The 15,773-nt window shown below is 66.7% G+C and carries 19 protein-coding genes; 5 read left to right on the top strand and 14 right to left on the bottom strand.

Features of this window, described 5'->3' with window-relative positions; all coding sequences use genetic code 11:
* Positions 1–56: 56 nt before the first annotated feature.
* Positions 57–350: a hypothetical protein gene (locus Q1A36_RS10505; protein ID WP_299843258.1), complete on the top strand. Its 294-nt coding sequence runs from the start codon at positions 57–59 to the stop codon at positions 348–350.
* Between the two features lie 43 nt (positions 351–393).
* On the opposite strand, the gene dinB is transcribed toward Q1A36_RS10505, so the two are convergent.
* From dinB to Q1A36_RS10490, 3 genes are read right to left on the bottom strand one after another with little or no spacing between them, the layout of a single operon-like run.
* Complete coding sequence (gene dinB, locus Q1A36_RS10500) at positions 394–1,521, bottom strand: DNA polymerase IV (RefSeq protein WP_299843255.1); 1,128 nt, start codon at positions 1,519–1,521, stop codon at positions 394–396.
* Positions 1,518–2,249, bottom strand: coding sequence for a folate-binding protein (locus Q1A36_RS10495; RefSeq protein ID WP_299843252.1), 732 nt, complete (start codon positions 2,247–2,249; stop codon positions 1,518–1,520). Before Q1A36_RS10495 ends, dinB begins: the two co-directional genes overlap by 4 nt.
* Before the next feature lie 3 nt (positions 2,250–2,252).
* Positions 2,253–3,995, bottom strand: coding sequence for an ABC transporter ATP-binding protein (locus Q1A36_RS10490; protein WP_299843249.1), 1,743 nt, complete (start codon positions 3,993–3,995; stop codon positions 2,253–2,255).
* A 131-nt stretch (positions 3,996–4,126) separates the two neighbouring features.
* On the opposite strand from Q1A36_RS10490, the gene Q1A36_RS10485 reads away from it, so the two are divergent.
* Complete coding sequence (locus Q1A36_RS10485; protein WP_299843246.1) at positions 4,127–5,299, top strand: aminotransferase class V-fold PLP-dependent enzyme; 1,173 nt, start codon at positions 4,127–4,129, stop codon at positions 5,297–5,299.
* 15 nt (positions 5,300–5,314) lie between these two features.
* Here Q1A36_RS10485 and Q1A36_RS10480 read toward each other — a convergent pair whose 3' ends face one another.
* From Q1A36_RS10480 to Q1A36_RS10470, 3 genes are all read right to left on the bottom strand, one after another.
* On the bottom strand, positions 5,315–5,599 hold the full coding sequence (locus tag Q1A36_RS10480; protein ID WP_299843243.1) for a DUF305 domain-containing protein: 285 nt from the start codon (positions 5,597–5,599) through the stop codon (positions 5,315–5,317).
* 82 nt (positions 5,600–5,681) lie between these two features.
* Entirely contained in the window at positions 5,682–6,248 is a 567-nt protein-coding gene (rsmD, locus tag Q1A36_RS10475; RefSeq protein WP_299843240.1) for a 16S rRNA (guanine(966)-N(2))-methyltransferase RsmD, read from the bottom strand.
* Positions 6,245–7,447, bottom strand: a complete 1,203-nt coding sequence (locus Q1A36_RS10470; RefSeq protein WP_299843237.1) for an FAD-dependent oxidoreductase — start codon at positions 7,445–7,447, stop codon at positions 6,245–6,247. The genes rsmD and Q1A36_RS10470 overlap by 4 nt, the downstream gene beginning before the upstream one ends.
* A gap of 76 nt (positions 7,448–7,523) precedes the next feature.
* On the opposite strand from Q1A36_RS10470, the gene Q1A36_RS10465 reads away from it, so the two are divergent.
* Positions 7,524–8,012 carry a peroxiredoxin gene (locus Q1A36_RS10465; protein WP_299843235.1) on the top strand — a complete coding sequence of 163 codons (489 nt, stop codon included), beginning with the start codon at positions 7,524–7,526 and terminating at the stop codon, positions 8,010–8,012.
* Positions 8,009–8,605, top strand: a complete 597-nt coding sequence (locus tag Q1A36_RS10460) for a class I SAM-dependent methyltransferase (protein ID WP_299843232.1) — start codon at positions 8,009–8,011, stop codon at positions 8,603–8,605. The genes Q1A36_RS10465 and Q1A36_RS10460 overlap by 4 nt, the downstream gene beginning before the upstream one ends.
* Here the strand turns inward: Q1A36_RS10460 and Q1A36_RS10455 are convergent.
* The gene (locus tag Q1A36_RS10455; protein WP_299843229.1) at positions 8,602–9,531 is read right to left on the bottom strand and encodes a LysR family transcriptional regulator; all 930 of its coding nucleotides are present in this window, start codon (positions 9,529–9,531) and stop codon (positions 8,602–8,604) included. The two genes, Q1A36_RS10460 and Q1A36_RS10455, sit on opposite strands and share 4 nt — an antisense overlap.
* A 100-nt stretch (positions 9,532–9,631) precedes the next feature.
* Between Q1A36_RS10455 and Q1A36_RS10450 the strand changes: the two genes are divergently transcribed.
* A complete protein-coding gene (locus Q1A36_RS10450) occupies positions 9,632–9,988 on the top strand; it encodes a hypothetical protein (RefSeq protein WP_299843226.1) in 357 nt (118 codons plus the stop codon).
* Positions 9,989–10,064: 76 nt separating this feature from the next.
* On the opposite strand, the gene Q1A36_RS10445 is transcribed toward Q1A36_RS10450, so the two are convergent.
* The 7 genes from Q1A36_RS10445 to Q1A36_RS10415 all read right to left on the bottom strand — a co-directional run bounded on the left by Q1A36_RS10445 (position 10,065) and on the right by Q1A36_RS10415 (position 15,707).
* Positions 10,065–11,033 carry a nitronate monooxygenase family protein gene (locus tag Q1A36_RS10445; protein ID WP_299843223.1) on the bottom strand — a complete coding sequence of 323 codons (969 nt, stop codon included), beginning with the start codon at positions 11,031–11,033 and terminating at the stop codon, positions 10,065–10,067.
* 100 nt (positions 11,034–11,133) lie between these two features.
* Positions 11,134–11,388 (bottom strand): hypothetical protein, encoded by a 255-nt coding sequence (locus Q1A36_RS10440; protein ID WP_299843221.1) that lies wholly within the window; start codon positions 11,386–11,388, stop codon positions 11,134–11,136.
* 90 nt (positions 11,389–11,478) lie between these two features.
* On the bottom strand, positions 11,479–12,921 hold the full coding sequence (locus tag Q1A36_RS10435; RefSeq protein WP_299843218.1) for a DUF692 family multinuclear iron-containing protein: 1,443 nt from the start codon (positions 12,919–12,921) through the stop codon (positions 11,479–11,481).
* Position 12,922: 1 nt separating this feature from the next.
* Positions 12,923–13,345 carry a hypothetical protein gene (locus Q1A36_RS10430; RefSeq protein ID WP_299843215.1) on the bottom strand — a complete coding sequence of 141 codons (423 nt, stop codon included), beginning with the start codon at positions 13,343–13,345 and terminating at the stop codon, positions 12,923–12,925.
* A 208-nt stretch (positions 13,346–13,553) separates the two neighbouring features.
* Entirely contained in the window at positions 13,554–13,874 is a 321-nt protein-coding gene (locus tag Q1A36_RS10425; RefSeq protein ID WP_299843212.1) for an L-rhamnose mutarotase, read from the bottom strand.
* A 60-nt stretch (positions 13,875–13,934) separates the two neighbouring features.
* Positions 13,935–14,714: an SDR family oxidoreductase gene (locus Q1A36_RS10420; RefSeq protein WP_299843209.1), complete on the bottom strand. Its 780-nt coding sequence runs from the start codon at positions 14,712–14,714 to the stop codon at positions 13,935–13,937.
* 66 nt (positions 14,715–14,780) lie between these two features.
* Positions 14,781–15,707: an ABC transporter substrate-binding protein gene (locus tag Q1A36_RS10415; RefSeq protein WP_299843206.1), complete on the bottom strand. Its 927-nt coding sequence runs from the start codon at positions 15,705–15,707 to the stop codon at positions 14,781–14,783.
* Between the last annotated feature and the right edge of the window lie 66 nt (positions 15,708–15,773).

Raw genomic sequence — 15,773 nt, 5'->3', positions numbered from 1 at the left:
ATCCAATCCCGCCAGCCACACTCCGCGAAAAGGAGGGGCATCAACGGGAGGAAGATATGGAACAGATACTGGGGCAGCTGATCGGCGGTATTGCCGGCGGCGCCGGGGGCGGCAAGATCGTCAAGGGCTCGGACATGGGCGGTCTCGGCAACATGATCGCCGGGGCGCTCGGGGGGCTGGGCGGGGGGCAGATCCTCGGCGGGCTGCTGAATTCGGGCGCGGCGGATGCTGCAGCCGCGACCGGCGGCATGGATATCGGCGCGCTGGCCTCGAACCTGGTGGGCGGCGGCGTCACCGGGATGATCCTGCAGATTGTCGTCGGGATCGTGCTGAAGAAGATGCGCGGCTGAACCGCCCTGTGAACTGGCCCCTTCCGGGCACGGGCGGGGCCGTTCAGTCGAAGAGGTCAAGCTGCGTCATCTCGGCCTCGCTCTCGGGGTGATCGAAGCCCGAAAGGGTGATCCCCAACAGCCGCGCCCCGCGCGGATCGGGCAGCACCGTCGCCGCCAGTTCGCAGGCGATGGCCAGCATTTCGGCCTCGGATGCCACCGGTCGGGGCAGGCTGCGGGCGCGGGTGATCTGCTGGAAATCGGCGAACTTCACCTTCAGTGTCACCGTTCGCCCGTGCAACTCGCGCTGGTCGAGATGCCGCCAGACCTTGCCGGCCAGCGGCGCTAAGGCCTCGGTGATCTCATCAAGCGTCATCAGATCGGTAAAATAGGTGTTCTCGGCCCCGACGGATTTGCGGATGCGGTCGGGGCGGACCTGCCGATGGTCGATGCCGCGCGAGATGTTCCAGTAATATTGCCCGGACTTGCCAAAGCGCTTTTGCAGGAACTCCAGCGGCTGCGCCCGCAGGTCCGCGCCGGTGGCGATTCCCATGGCCTGCATCTTCTTCGCCGTGGCCGGGCCGACTCCGTGGAACTTGCCGACCGGCAGCGACAGCACGAACTCCGGCCCCTTCTCGGGCGGAATGACGCACAGCCCGTCGGGCTTGTTCTGGTCCGAGGCGAGCTTTGCCAGGAACTTGTTATAGCTGACCCCGGCGCTGGCGGTCAGTCGGGTGGTCTCGCGGATGCGGGCGCGGATCTCGCGGGCGACCTCGGTGGCGGTCTGGCCGGGCCAGAGATGATCGGTCACGTCCAGATAGGCCTCGTCCAGCGACAGCGGCTCGACCAGCGGGGTGTAATCCTTGAAGATGTCGCGGATCTGGGCGCTGACGGCCTGATAGACATCGAAGCGGTGTTTTACAAATATCAGGTCGGGGCAGAGCCGCTTGGCCGTGACCGAGGGCATGGCCGAGCGCACGCCAAAGACCCGCGCCTCGTAACTCGCCGCCGCCACCACGCCGCGCAGGGACGAGCCACCCACGGCCACCGGCTTGCCGCGCAATTCGGGATGGTCGCGCTGCTCGACCGAGGCAAAGAAGGCATCCATGTCGATATGGATGATCTTGCGCGTGACCGGGCGCGTGACCGGGACGGGCGGCGCGCCGGGGGGCGGTTCCGCCCCGGGGCTCATTCCAGAAAGACCCGCGCCTCGCCTGCCTGCATCCCCTCGCCCAAGCGGTCGAAGCGGACATGGGCGATGCCCCGCCCGCCGGATTGGGTATAGAGGGTACCGACCTCTTTCCCGTCGCGGGTGATCGGCGTGCCCATGGGCGCCTCGCCCTCGACGCGCAGGGTTCTGAGGCCTTTCCGCAGCTCGGTCTTGTGCTTCATCCGCGCCGTCACTTCCTGCCCGACATAGCAGCCCTTGCGGAAATCGACGCCATGCAGGCGCTCGAACCCGGCTTCCAGCGGGTAGGTGTCGTTGGGGATCAACTCGGCCAGCGTCTCGGGGATGGTGTGCTCGACGCGGATGGCGTCCCAGTTGCTGCCGTCATCGCCCGTGCCGCCATAAAGCCGCCAGCCAAGCGCCGGGTGGCGCGGATCGGCAATGGCGCCATCCGGCGCGGGGCCGGTGCCGCGAGCGACGGTCAGGTCAGTCAGTTCCAGCCCGATCTTGGCGCGCAGCCTGTACATGGTCAGCCGGCGCATCAGATCCTCGGCCAGCCGCGCATCCACATCCAGCAGCAGGCTGTCGCCATCGGGAATGGTCAGGAAATCGGCCAGATATTTGCCCTGCGGCGTCAGCAGTGCCGACCAGGCGGGGCCGTGCGAAATGTCGTTCGTGACGAGGTTCTGCAGAAACGGAACCCGGTCCTCGCCGGTGACGCGGAAGATGCGGCGATCAGTATTGAGGGACATAGTTCACTCTTCCCCGAATTGAAGGCGGACAAGGCGGGCATAGGCGCCGCCCTTGTCCATCAACTGGTCATGCGTGCCCTCTTCGACAACCCGTCCGGCCTCGAGCACCACGATCTTGTCGGCTTGGCGGATTGTCGACAGGCGATGCGCGATGACCAGCGTGGTGCGGCCCTGGGACAGCGTGTCCAGCGCCTCCTGCACCATGCGCTCGCTGGCGGTGTCCAGCGCGCTGGTCGCTTCATCCAGCAGCAGGATCGGGGCATCGCGCAGCACCGCGCGGGCGATGGCGACGCGCTGGCGCTGCCCGCCCGACAGGTTCGAGCCGCGCGGACCGGCGGGACTGTCGAGCCCGGCAGGAAGGCCCTCGGTGAATTCGGCCACATGGGCGGCGGTAACGGCGCGGGACAGATCGGCGCTGTCGGCGCCGGGGCGGCCCATGATGATATTGTCGCGCAGGGTTTCATCGAACAGCGCCGATTCCTGCGCCACGGTCGAGAACTGGTCGCGCAGTGTCTCCAGCGTGAAGTCGCGCACCGGCACGCCGCCAAGAGTGATTTCGCCACTGTCGGGATCGATCATCCGGGTGATCAGGTTGAAGACCGTGGACTTGCCCGCGCCCGAGGGCCCGACCAGCGCGGTGGTCTGGCCGGCCTCGGCGGTGAAGCTGAGGCCCTGCAGCACCGGATGGCCGTCAAAGCCCAGCCAGACATCCTCGATGCGGATGGTGGTGTCGGCCGGCGGCTCGCTGCGCGGGCCGGAAAAGACGGTCGGGCGGGTGTCGAGGATCTGGTAGATCCGCTCGAGGCTGGCTGCGGCCGTCTGCCAACTGCCGGCCAGAAGGCCCAGGCGGCGCAGCGGCTGGAAGGCCAGCGACATGGCGGTGAAGAAGGACATGAAATCGCCCACCGTCCGCTCGCCCCGCGTGACCTCGGCCCCGCCAAGGGCCAGCACGCCGACGAAACCGAGGCCCGTCACGATGTCGATCAGCGCCGGGATCGTGGCGCCGATGGTGGCGACCTTGACCTGTGCCTCCTTGATGCGCTCGACGATCTGGCCATAGCTGGCGGTCTGCGCCTCTTCCATCCGGTTCAGCCGCACGGCGCGGATGCCATGCAGCACCTCGTCCAGCCGCGTGGCGCGGGCGCTGGCCTGTTCGCGGGTCTGGCGCATCTTGCGGCGGATATAGCGCTGTACCATCAGCATCGGCAGGATCAGCACCGGCGCTCCGATCAGCGCGGCCAGCGTCCACCACGGGTCGATGATGATCGCCACGGAAAACAGCGAGACCAGCGCCACCACGTCGCGCCCCGCCCCGGTGATCAACGTGGACCAGATCCCCTGAACGGCGGTGGTGTCGCCCTGCACCCGCTCGATCAGCGCGCCGGGCGGATTGACCTGGAAGAAGCGCGAGTCGAGCGTCAGTATATGGCGCAGCATGTCGGTCTGCATCGCCGTCGAGACCGATAGCGAGACCCGCGTCAGAATGGTGCGGTTGAAGATCAGCGTGATGGCGCGGATCAGGAACAGGCTGAAGATGATGCCGCCCACCCACCAGATCGCGCCGGTTTCGCCGCCGACAAAGACCCGATCGAAAAGCGGTTTCAGCATCCAGGACAGCACCGCGAGGGTCGAGCCCTCGATGGTCATCAGGATGAAGGCCAGCGTCATCGACGGCCAGTGCGGGCGCAGATAGTCCTGCCACATGCGGGCGAACAGGCCGGGCGTTCTGTCGGGTTTCGTGCTCATGCCTGTCCGTTCGGGTCGCTTGCTCCCTGTTAGCGCAGGAGAGCGCCGCGCGGCAAGGCGCGGCTGCGGGGCGTTGACGATGGCGGATGCGCGGCTTAGCGATTGGCGCGGAACATAAAACAGGTCCCCCCATGCGCCTTGCCACCGGACATCCCGTCATCGCCATTCCCGGCCCCTCGCCGACGCCCGACCGGGTGCTCAGGGCGATGCACCGCGCCTCGCCCGACATCTATGGCAAGGGGATGCAGGCCGCGATCGAAAGCGTTGTGGCGCGGCTGAAGCAGGTTGCGGGGACCAAGGCCAACCTCGCCTGCTATATTGGCAATGGCCATGCCGGATGGGAGGCGGTGACGGCGAACCTGTTCAACCGCGGCGACCGGGTGCTGGTGATCCAGTCCGGGCATTTCGGCCGCAGCTGGGCCGAGGTGATGGCGCGGCAGGGCGTGGCGGTCGAGGCGATGGATTTCGGCCTCGCCCCGCCCGATCCGGCGCGGCTGGCCGCGCGGTTGGCGGCGGCTGATGCAGAGGGGATCGTCGCGGTCTGTGTCTGCCAGACCGATACCGCCAGCTCGGCGCGGGCCGATATTCAGGCGCTGAAATCGACCATGGGCGATCACCCGGCGCTGCTGGTCGTGGACGCCATCGCCTCACTGGGTTGCGCGCCGATGAAGATGGACGACTGGGGCGTCGATGTGCTGATCGCCGCCAGCCAGAAGGGGCTGATGTGCCCGCCGGGTCTGGCCTTCGCGTGGTTCTCGGACCGGGTAGAGGGGCGCGGCCCGACCGATCTGACCACGCCCTATTGGGACTGGCATCCCCGTGCCTCGGCCGAAGCCGCCTGGCAATATTGGGGCGGCACACCGCCGGTGCAGCTTGTCTATGGGCTGGACGAGGCGCTGCGGATGCTGCTGGAAGACGAGGGTCTCAAGGCGGCCTGGGCGCGGCATCAGCGACTGGCCGAGGCCTGCTGGGCAGCCTTCGATGCCTGGGGCGCGGACCATCCGGCGATCCGGCTTGTCGTGGCCGATCCGGCGCGCCGGGCGCAATCGGTGACGGCGGCGACGGTGCCGCAGGCCGATGCGCTCAGGGCCTGGCTGAGCGACAACCTGGGCGTGACGCTTGGCGTGGGCCTCGGGGCCGAGGATCCGGCGACCGGGCTGCGCGTGGCCCATATGGGCTATTGCAACGCCGCCATGCTGCTCGGGACGCTGGCGGCGATGGAGGCCGGGATGATCGCTCTGTACATCCCGCATGGCAGCGGCGCGGTCGAGGCGGCGGCGCGGGTGATCGCCCGGCGGGGCTAGGCGCGGAGCGGAAGCCTAGACGGATGCCTGGCCGCGATCATCCAGCCATTGCCGCATCAGCGCGAGGTCCTGATCCTGCGCGGCGATGACCTCGCGGGCGAGGGCAAGGATTTCGGGGTCGCTGCCCTGCTCCAGCACGGTCCGCGCCATGGCCAGCGTGTCCTGATGATGCGGGATCAGGCTGCGGACGAAATCAATATCGGCATTGCCTGTCGGGCCGGCCTCCTGCGCATAGGCGCCAAAGGCCAGCGCGAAGAGAATGGGGCTGAGGGCGGCGACGGCGGCGGTCTTGCGGGTCATGATTGGCCTCGTTCGTTGTGCTCGTGGCGCAACTGAGCCTGTGACGGCGCGGCAAGGCAAAACAAACCCCGCTCACCGGGGATCACATGGATGGCATCCGGGCGAGGGTGACGATGCTGTCGCCATAGCGCCGCTGATCGATCTGGGTCAGCGGGGCGGGGATCACGGGCGGACGCGATTCCTCCCACACGATCATCGCGCCGGGCGCGATCCAGCCGCCGGCAAGGGCCGAGGCGATGGCGCGCTCGCCAAGTCCCTGACCATAGGGCGGATCGAGGAAAATCAGGTCATATGCGGCACCACGGTTTTCGCCCAATGCGGTGGCATCGCGCCGCCACAGGTCGGTGACGCCCATGGCGCGGGCCTTCTCGACATTGCTGCGGATCAGCGCCCGGGCCTTCACCCCGTCATCGACAAAGGCCGCCCGCGCCGCGCCGCGCGACAGCGCCTCGAGCCCCAGCGCGCCGGTGCCGGCGAAGAGATCCAAGACCCGCGCGCCGGGGACCGGGTTGCCATGGGTGCCGTTGATCAGCAGGTTGAAGATCGCCTCGCGCACCCGGTCGGGGGTCGGGCGCAGATGGGCGGCGGCATCGCCCTCGCCGACATCGGCAAGCTTCAGCCCGCGCAGGTTGCCGCCGACGATCCTCATTTCAGCAGGGCCTTGAGGTCGGTGGTCGCGGCAAGGGTCTCGGGCGCGATCGAGCGTCCAGCATCGATCAGGCGCTTGCCGACCATATAGGCGCGGGCGTCGTTCAGCGCATCGACGGCGATCAGCTGGCCCTCGCGGAAATACCAGGTGCTGCCGCCATGGTCGCCCTCGCCGGGGCGGCTGATCGTGCGGTCATAGCCGGTATTCAGCCCGGCGATCTGTAGCTTGGCGTCGAACTGGTCAGACCAGAACCATGGTTTCGCGACATAGGGCGTGGCGGCACCCAGCAGGTTGTCCGCCACAGCCTCGGCCATGTCGATGGCATTGCCGACGCTTTCCAGCCGGATGCGCTGGCCGTGCTGGGGGAAGCTGGCGCAGTCCCCCGCCGCCCAGATGGCGGGATCGGAGGTCTGGCCGAAGGCGTCGGTGGCGATCCCGTTGTCGAGGGTCAGCCCGGCAGAGGCGGCCAGCGCGGTATCGGGATCGATACCGATGCCCATGACGACCAGATCGGCCGGAAGGTGGCGGCCATCGGCCAGTTCCACGCCATCGGCGCGGTCCTCTCCGGTGATCCGGGAAAGCGCGGTGGCTTCGAGAATCTCGGTTCCATGGGCGCGGTGCAGGGCGCGGATCATATCGGCGGTCTCGGGCGCTGCGACCCGGCCGAGGATGCGCGGGGCGGCTTCGATCAGCACCACCTCGAGCCCCAGCTTGCGGGCGACCGCCGCGGCCTCGAGCCCGATATAGCCACCGCCGATGACGATCAGCCTGCGACCGGGCTGCATCAAGGGCGCGATGGCGGCGATATCGGCGAGGTCGCGGATGGTGAAGGTGCCGGGCAAATGGCCGCCCATGGACGCCGGCAGGCGGCGCGGCGTGGCACCGAGCGTCAGCGCAAGTGCGTCATAGTCGTGACGGCCCCGGTCGGTGGTGACGGTCCGCGCGGCGGGGTCGATGGCAAGGGCGCGTTCTCCCAGATGCAGGTCGATGCCATTCTCGGCCCACCACTCGGCCCCGCGCAGCATCAGCCGGTCCAGCCCCATCTCGCCCAGGAGATAGGCCTTGGACAGCGGCGGGCGCTGATAGGGGGCGACCGGCTCGGCGCCGATCACGCTCAGTGGGCCGTCATGGCCCTTGGCGCGGAGCCGCGCGGCCAGCGAGGCTGCCGCCTGACCGGCGCCGATGATGAGAATGCGCATGGAGGCCCCTGCTGGTCTGTGTTCGGCCTGCACCCTATATTCGCCGCGAATCTGTTGCAATTGATGGAGAGAGCGCATGACGATCAAGGTTGGTGACACGCTGCCCGCGGGCAATCTGATGCGGCTGAACGAGAGTGGCCGGCCCGAGCCGGTGGACATGGCCGAACTGGCCTCGGGCCGCGTGGCGATCTTTGGTCTGCCCGGTGCCTATACCGGCACCTGCACCACCGCGCATATGCCCAGCTTCATCCGCACCGCCGACCAGTTCCGCGCCAAGGGCGTCGACCGGATCATCTGCCTGACCGTGAACGACGCCTTCGTCGCCACCGCCTGGGGCAAGGAAACCGGCGCCGATGCCGCCGGGATCGAGGTTCTGGCCGATGCCGATGGCAGCGTCACCCGCGCCATGGGCCTTGATTTCGACGCCCCGCCGGCCGGCCTTTATGGTCGCTGCAAGCGCTGCGCCATGCTGACCTCGGACGGGTCGGTCGAGGTGATCCAGATCGAGGAGTCGCCCGGAGTCTGCACCGTCTCCGCAGGCGAGGCGCTGCTGGAGCACGCGTGAGCCGCTTCTCGGATGACGAGACCCTGCGCTTTTATGCGCAGTCGTCTTCCGACTATGCGAATGAGGGGGCCGGCCGGATCTGGGCCGGCCTTTCTGATTTCATCGCCCTGCTGCCCGAGGGGGCCGAGGTGCTGGAACTGGGTTGCGGTGCCGGGTGCGAAGCGGCGGCCTTGCTTGCGGCGGGATTCCGGGTCGACGCGACCGATGGTTCGGCCGAGATGGTGGCCGAGGCGCGGGCGCGGACCGGGATGAGCGTGCGCCGGATGCGCTTCGATGAACTGGCGGTCGTGGCGCGCTATGATGCCGTGCTGGCCAATGCCAGCCTGTTGCATGTCCCGTTTGCAGGCCTGCCCGAAATCCTTGTCCGGGTTCGCCGGGCCCTGAGGCCCGCCGGGGTTCTGGTCGCAACCTTCAAGACCGGGGGCGAGGCGGGCCGGGATGCTGCCGGACGCTATTTCAACCGACCCGCGCGCGAGGCGCTGGAAATCGCGTTCCGCAGTGCCGGCTTTGACGATCTGTCCATCGGTCAGGCGCGTGGCGGCGGCTATCGTGGCGAGCCGACCGAATGGCTGACGGTGGTTGCGCGGCCCTAGCTCGGGGACCCGCCCCCCTGCCGCTCGAGCCGGCGGCAGGTGTCGATGGTCAGCTGTCGCAGCCAGTGATGCGCGCGGTCATTGCGGAAGCGCGGATGCCAGCCAAGGCTGATGGCCGGCGGGTCCTGCGCGAAGGGCAGAGGGGATGAGACCAGCCCATCGCCGTCGAAATCGAGGATGGTCTCGGGCAGCACGGCGATGAAATCCGTGGCCCTGACCAGCGACGGCGCCAGCACATAGCTGGAGATCGAGGCGCTGATCCGGCGCTTCTTCCCCATCGCAGTCAGGATCTGGTCGATCGGACCCTGAAAGCTGCCCTCGACCGGGGTGACATTCAACTGCGGCAACTCGCAGAACTGATCAAGCGTGATCTCACCCGTCAGGCGCGGATGGCCCTGCCGCCAAATCACGCAATTCGGGGCGGTCAGCAGGCGGGTGGTCTGGAAACCCTGCGGCATCCGAATGGCCGCCGTGATGACCAGATCGAGTTTCCCGGCCTCGGCCGCCGCCACCATGTCGTCATGATCGAGCGAGCCGGTGGTGATGCGGATGCCCGGTGCCTGGGCGCAGATCGTGTTCAGCACCGAGGGCAAGATCACCGCCAGCGAGACATCGGTGGCGGCGATGTGGAAATGCCGGTTGCCGGTGGTGGGGTCGAAATCGGTCTCGGCAAAGATCAGGTCGGACATGTCCGAGAGCAGCGCGTGCAGCGGCGCTTGCAAAGCCTGCGCGCGTGGGGTGGCAACCATGCCATGCGCGTTGCCGACGAGGATTTCATCCCCCATCAGGTCGCGCAGCCGCGCGAGTTGAGCCGACAGCGCCGGCTGGCTGATGCCGAGGCGGCGGGCGGCGGCGGTCACGCTGCGCTCGGTCAGCAGCGCGTCGAGCGAGACCAGCAGGCCGAGATCGCTGCGGCGTAAATCCATTTTGGTTATGCCAATCATATCGTGGATCGATTTTTATTATTCTTCGGGAAGCCCCACTTGTCCAGTCATCGAAATACTGCATCTCAATGGGAGACCCGACATGACCCTGAAACTTGCCACCGCCGCCCTGCTGGCGACCCTCGCCCCCGCCGCCGTTCTGGCCGAGAGCGTTACCCTGACCGCGCCGCAGAATGGTGTCACCCTGCAGGGCGAGAGCGTCGACATGAGCCTCTATTTCACCGATGGCGAGGCCGGCGCCTACGAGTTGGTCGCCACCTATGTCAGCGACGCCGCGCCCGATCAGCCGCAGCGGCTGGTGATGGCGCTGAGCGATGGCGATGATGTCAGCTTCTCGCTGCCCGGGCACGAGGAAACCCTCTACAATTTCCAGCGGGTTGGCAGCATCGTGACCGTCACCGGCGAGCCGGCGACCTTCTCGGCGGCGAATAACAGCTAGATCCGAGCTGACATCCGATAGCAGAAGGCCCGCCGGTCAAACGGCGGGCCTTTGGTCGTTTCGGGGGACGCGCCACTTACATCGCGGCGAGTTCGGCCTTGGCAGCGGCATATTCGCCTGCCAGACGGTCGACCAACTGCCCCGCTGGCTGGATCTCGCGTACCGCGCCGATCCCCTGACCCGATCCCCAAATGGTGCTCCACGCTTTGGGCTTCGACGAACCTTGGCCGAAATCCATGCTGCTCGCGTCGGCATGGGCCAGCGCCTCGGGGTCGAGGCCGGCATTGCGGATCGAGGGGGCGAGGTAGTTGCCCGACACCCCGGTAAAAAGCGAGGAGGTGACGATATCCATCGCGTCCGATTCGACGATCATGTCCTTGTATTCGGCGGGCGCGTTGGCTTCCTCGGTGGCGATGAAGGGGCTGCCGATATAGGCCAGATCGGCACCCATGGCACGGGCCGCCAGAATGGCGCGGCCGGTGGCGATGGCGCCCGACAGCAGCAGCGGTCCATTGAACCAGTCGCGAATCTCCTGGATCAGCGCGAAAGGCGATTGCGGGCCGGCATGGCCACCGGCACCGGCGGCCACGGCGATCAGCCCGTCGGCGCCCTTCTCGATGGCCTTCTTGGCGAAGACATTGTTGATGATGTCATGCAGCGCGATGGCGCCGCAGTCATGGGCGGCGGCATTCACCTCGGTCCGGGCACCAAGCGAGGTGATCCAGATCGGCACCCGGTGGCGGTGGCAGATCTCGATATCGCGTTCCAGCCGGGCATTGCTGCGGTGGACGATCTGGTTGACGGCGAAGGGCGCGGCCGGGCGGTCGGGATTGGCCTGATTGTGGCGATCCAGTTCCTCGGTGATCCGCGTCAGCCAGGCTTCCAGCTGGATCGGATCGCCGTCCTTCTCGCGGGCATTCAGCGCCGGAAAGCTGCCGACGATGCCGGCCTTGCACTGGGCGATCACCAGATCCGGGCCGGAAACGATGAACATGGGCGAGGCGACGACGGGAATGCGCAGGTTCTGCAGGATCGGCGGCAGCATGGGGTCCTCCTTGACGTTCGCGTCAATATGCGGAGGTCGCCCCGTCTCGGCAAGCGTGACGCGAGGGCAATGCCTGCGCCGCCGCCGCGTCACGTCACGTTCAGCACTTGCCCTTGAAGCTCCACACGTCCTTCTTGCTCGTCAGCTTGAAGGTCGCCGGTTCCGCCCCGCCACAGACCGAGGTTGCGGCCTCCCGTTTCAGCTCGGCGCCGGTCCATTCCGGTCCGGCCTTGCCGCTGAACTTGCCGCCGCCGTCATTCTCAAGCTGCAGTTCGTTCGAGGCGGGGGCATCGCCGGAACAGGCGGCCAGCGTGGCGAGAAGGGCGAGGCAGGGCAGGGCGGCAAAGAGGCGCATGGGCGGAACTTCCGGGCTGGTGAAACAGCGCGGGTGTCGCCGCAGGGTGCCGTCCTGTCAATGGCTTGCGTGAGCTTGTTCAAAGTGACGTTACAGCGCCGCCGCACCGGGGGTGAAGTCGGCGAGGGTGAAGCCGTCGGGCAAGATTTCAACCTCCCATTCCGGGCCGTCAGGCAGGTTCGCGGGCAGGCGCGCGACCGCAAGCGCCTCGAACAAAGTCGTAGGGTCGCCGGGAAAGCGTACGAGTTGCGCCTTGCCCTGCCGCACGATCCTGAGGAATGCGAGATCGTAGCTGAGAAGCGCCAGCAGCCACGGATCACCCTCGCCCTCGCCGATCAGGTAGTCGGCAAAGCTCTCGGCCTCGAGCGGGGTGAACAGGCGCGGGTCGCGGGCGGTGTGAAAGCGGCCCAGCACGGTCTCGGTGCCATTTCCGTCGCGCAAGAGCAGATAGCGCAGCGAGCGCGGCATGGCGCGGACCAGCATCGAGCCGCGGAAGCTGCGGGCGAGTTTGGCGTAAAGCCGCAGCGCCTCGGCGTCATCGGGCCAGGGATGCTGATCGGGATCGGCCTGCCAGACCGCACGGGTCGCGCCCTCTTCCCAATCCGCCGAGGCAGGGCCGGGGGCGTTTGGACGGGGACGAAGCGCAGATGGCGGCGCGTCCGAGCGGCTGATGCCGGCGCGGTCCCAGATTTCGCGTAATTCACCCACGGTATTGTCCAGCTCTTCGGCTGCCATGCGCTCGAGAAAGGTGTCGTAGATTTCAAAGTTCAGCGCGCCGAGATTGGGCAGGCTTTGCACCACCTCGCGCGAGAAGGCGGCAAGATCGACCGGCATTTCGCCGGAATGGCTGTCCAGCCAATAGCCGTCCATTTCCTGCCCGCCGGCCAGATGGATTTCCCAGACCCGGTCCAGCGGGATCTGTGCCAGAAAAGCCTGCATCCGGATGCGGCCGTTGCGTTCGTTGCAATAGAGGTTGTGCAGGTCCAAGAGGATGCCGCAGCCGGTTTCCTCGCAGATGCGCGCGACGAATTCACCATCGGGCATCTCGAACTCCTTGCGGGCGAAATAGGCGACGCCGGTTTCAATGGCGACGGGGCGGCCGACACCTTCGGCAAAGGCGCGGATGTTCCGGGCGGCGATCTGGACGCCCTCATCGGTCTGCAGCGGCGGCAGGAGAAAGCCCGCCGCCTTGTGCGGAGTGCCCGCGATCGACAGATGCTCGCTGACCCAGGTGCTGTCCAGCCGCTCGGCCACGCGGCGCAGCAGCGACAGTTGCGACGGATGCGGGCGGCGGGTGCCGCCGATCGGCATGCCGACCGAATGCACGAGCTTCTTCTGCGGCAGTTCGGCAAGCATGTCGAAGGCCGGGGTGAATTCGAAGAAGGGCCCGTCGAACGGGTCATCGGCCAGCCAAAGCGTCTGTGGCTCGATCTCCAGCACGTCCAGTGCGGTGGGACGGCGCTGCAGGAAGGGCTTCAGCGCCGTCGAGAAGATCATGCCGATTCCGAGCTTGGGGGCCTGGAATGCAGCCATGTCAGCCAATGGTCATCACCTGTTCGCGAAGGTTCATCCGGGCGTCGAGCACCAGCGAGCGTTCGAGGTTGAAGCGCCAGTCGCAGCCGGTGGCGCAGGCGACATGGCCGGTCAGTTCGGCCAGCTTGTCGATGGCGGCAAAGACCGTGTCGATATTGCCGGCGGCGTCGGGGTTGAGGCCGATATCGAGGGTCTTGCCGGCGGCAAGCCCGCGCCGACCGGGCATCGACACCGGATGCTCGCGCACATCCTTTTCAAAGATGAAGTCGCGCTGCAGTTCGAACAGGATGTCGTGACCCGAGCAGCAGGCCTGGCAGCCCAGATGGCCCAGCACGCTGCCGACCGCCTTTTTCAGCCGGTCGATATCCGAGGCGACGCTGGCCGGCAGCGAGACCCGGACGGGGTTGGTTGCGATGTCTTTCATAATCGATCCCTACTCCAGAGATATTTGCGCGAATCTGCGCAAATTAATAAATATCATAATTATTTTAGAATGGAGATTTAATTTAAATAAGTGACATTATAATAATATCATTATTAACGATAACATCCGCGAAAATTCGCCCGCAGTCGTGCGGGTCATGCATATCCGGGGGCCTGTGCCGATACGTTCGGGCTATGCCCGTGGAGCGCTAGTCATGATGAAACACCTCGTCCATCATCGCCCACCACTCACCCGGTGCGCGGCTTGGCAGCGGTTCCTGGCAGGGATCGGTCAGCCGCCACCAGTCTTGCGTTACCGGATCGGCGGCGATGGCGGCCATGTCGGCGGCGAAATCGGTGCCGTGGTATTCCCATGTGCCGAAGAGGATATTTTCCGGCTCGCGCAGGAAGATGGTATAGTTGCGGATGTTCGATGCCGAGATCCGCGCAAGGACGGCGGGCCAGACCGCCGCGTGAAGCGCCTTGTACTCCGCCAGCTTCTCGGGCTTCAGCCCGATCATCATGCCCATGCGTTGCATCGGGATACCTCGCTCGTTTACCTCAACTTTGTGCCCGAGATCCGACGGGTCTCACGCGCCGACCCCGGCCAAGGCGCGGTCCAGATGGGTATAGCCGCCATCGACGAACAGCCATTGCCCGGTCAGGTGCCGGGCGCGGTCCGAAAGGGCAAAGACCGCCATCGCGGCGATCTCGTCAGCCTCGGTCATCCGCTGCCCCAGCGGGATGCGGGCGGTGATCTCGGCCAGCTTGGCGTCCGGGTCGTCGAAACCCGCGATCCAGCGGGCATAAAGCGGCGTCATCACTTCGGCCGGGATGACCGCGTTCACCCGCACGCCATGGGGCGCGAAGGCCGCCGCCCATTCCCGCGTCAGACCCAGCTGCGCCGCCTTGGCCGCGACATAGGCCGAGGTATTGCCCTGTCCGGTCACGGCGGTCTTGGAACTGATGTTCACGATCGCGCCGGCGCTGGCCTTGAAATCATCGGCCAGCAGGTGAACCAGCGTGTAGTAATGGATCAGGTTCTGGTCCAGCGAGGCGCGAAAGGCCTCTGGCCCGGCCTCGATGCCCACGCCATCATTGACGCCGGCATTGTTGACCAGCCCGTAGATTTGGCCGAAACGCTGGCGCGCCTCGGCCGCGGCGGCCCGGCACTGATCGTCATCCGCCAGATCGACCTTGATCCACCCGGCACGCGGCCCCAGCCCGGCCAGCCAGTCGGGATCGGGTGCCCGTCGCGAGAGGATCACCGGCACCGCACCCTCGGCCGCCAGCGCCTCGGAAATGGCACCGCCGATCCCGGCACCGCCGCCGGTCACGATCACGGCTTTTCCGGCAAGTCCCATATCCATCACGAAAGTCCTTGTCAGAGGGCCGGCCCCGAACCGGGACCGGCATTTTGCCTGCGTGCCGGAGCCTCAGTCGTAGAGGACCGCCGCAACCTCGGGATCGTCGATATTCGTCTTGTCATACCACTTGAAGCCCGAGTCGATGGTCTTGGGCAGCGTCTCGCCCTTGGTCGCCGCGATGGCGGCCTTGACGGTCTCGTAGCCGATGCCGACCGGGTTCTGGGTGATGGCGCCGGCCATGGCGCCGGAACGGATCGCCTCTTTTTGCGCCGCGCCCGAGTCATAGCCGATCACCACGACGCCGGTGGTACCGGTTTCCTTGATCGCGTTCAGGACACCGATGGCCGAGCCCTCATTGGCGCCGAAGATGCCCTTGAGGTCGGGATTGGCGGTCAGGATCGCCTTGGTGATCTCGGTCGATTGCAACTGGTCGCCGGCGCCATACTGGATGTCGACGATCTCGATATCCGGATGTCCCTCTTTCATCCGGTTCACGAAGCCATCGCGCCGGTCGATGCCGGTGCGCGAGGTCTGGTCATGCACGACCAGCGCCACCTTGCCGGCCCCGCCGATCAGCTCGGCCATCTTGTCCGCCGCCATCCCCGCCGCCGCGAGGTTGTCGGTTGTCACGGTCGTCGCCGGAATGTCGCTGTCGACGCCCGAGTCGAAGGCGATGACCGGGATACCCGCATCCTGCGCCTGCTTCAACAGCGGCGTCGCGGCCTGGCTGTCCAGCGCGGCAAAGCCGATGGCGGCGGGCTTTTTCGCCAGTGCGGCGGCCAGCATGTCCATCTGCTTGTCGACCTGCGCCTCAGTATCCGGCCCCTCGAAGGTCACGTCGACGCCGAACTCGGCCGCCGCCTTGTCCGCGCCGGCCTTCACGGCCTGCCAGAACTGGTGCTGGAACCCTTTCGAGACCAGCGGGATGTACATCTTGTCCTGCGCCATGGCGAGGCTGCTGGTCGCCAGCAGGGTGCCGGCGGCCAGTGCGGCCATGAGGGATCTTCTGTTCAGCATCTTGATTACCTCCTGGTTGGGATGGGTGTTGGGGTCTGGAACGTT

Source organism: uncultured Paracoccus sp., from assembly GCF_947487305.1.
GTDB lineage: Bacteria > Pseudomonadota > Alphaproteobacteria > Rhodobacterales > Rhodobacteraceae > Paracoccus.
Note: the sequence above shows the minus strand (reverse complement) of the source record. Positions and strands in the feature narration are given on the sequence as shown.

Coding starts and splice junctions, on each gene's coding strand:
- Q1A36_RS10505 (WP_299843258.1), top strand. CDS start 57: ATGGAACAGATACTGGGGCAGCTGATCGGCGGTATTGCCGGCGGCGCC.
- dinB (WP_299843255.1), bottom strand. CDS start 1,521: ATGAGCCCCGGGGCGGAACCGCCCCCCGGCGCGCCGCCCGTCCCGGTC.
- Q1A36_RS10495 (WP_299843252.1), bottom strand. CDS start 2,249: ATGTCCCTCAATACTGATCGCCGCATCTTCCGCGTCACCGGCGAGGAC.
- Q1A36_RS10490 (WP_299843249.1), bottom strand. CDS start 3,995: ATGAGCACGAAACCCGACAGAACGCCCGGCCTGTTCGCCCGCATGTGG.
- Q1A36_RS10485 (WP_299843246.1), top strand. CDS start 4,127: ATGCGCCTTGCCACCGGACATCCCGTCATCGCCATTCCCGGCCCCTCG.
- Q1A36_RS10480 (WP_299843243.1), bottom strand. CDS start 5,599: ATGACCCGCAAGACCGCCGCCGTCGCCGCCCTCAGCCCCATTCTCTTC.
- rsmD (WP_299843240.1), bottom strand. CDS start 6,248: ATGAGGATCGTCGGCGGCAACCTGCGCGGGCTGAAGCTTGCCGATGTC.
- Q1A36_RS10470 (WP_299843237.1), bottom strand. CDS start 7,447: ATGCGCATTCTCATCATCGGCGCCGGTCAGGCGGCAGCCTCGCTGGCC.
- Q1A36_RS10465 (WP_299843235.1), top strand. CDS start 7,524: ATGACGATCAAGGTTGGTGACACGCTGCCCGCGGGCAATCTGATGCGG.
- Q1A36_RS10455 (WP_299843229.1), bottom strand. CDS start 9,531: ATGGATTTACGCCGCAGCGATCTCGGCCTGCTGGTCTCGCTCGACGCG.
- Q1A36_RS10450 (WP_299843226.1), top strand. CDS start 9,632: ATGACCCTGAAACTTGCCACCGCCGCCCTGCTGGCGACCCTCGCCCCC.
- Q1A36_RS10445 (WP_299843223.1), bottom strand. CDS start 11,033: ATGCTGCCGCCGATCCTGCAGAACCTGCGCATTCCCGTCGTCGCCTCG.
- Q1A36_RS10440 (WP_299843221.1), bottom strand. CDS start 11,388: ATGCGCCTCTTTGCCGCCCTGCCCTGCCTCGCCCTTCTCGCCACGCTG.
- Q1A36_RS10435 (WP_299843218.1), bottom strand. CDS start 12,921: ATGGCTGCATTCCAGGCCCCCAAGCTCGGAATCGGCATGATCTTCTCG.
- Q1A36_RS10430 (WP_299843215.1), bottom strand. CDS start 13,345: ATGAAAGACATCGCAACCAACCCCGTCCGGGTCTCGCTGCCGGCCAGC.
- Q1A36_RS10425 (WP_299843212.1), bottom strand. CDS start 13,874: ATGGGCATGATGATCGGGCTGAAGCCCGAGAAGCTGGCGGAGTACAAG.
- Q1A36_RS10420 (WP_299843209.1), bottom strand. CDS start 14,714: ATGGATATGGGACTTGCCGGAAAAGCCGTGATCGTGACCGGCGGCGGT.
- Q1A36_RS10415 (WP_299843206.1), bottom strand. CDS start 15,707: ATGGCCGCACTGGCCGCCGGCACCCTGCTGGCGACCAGCAGCCTCGCC.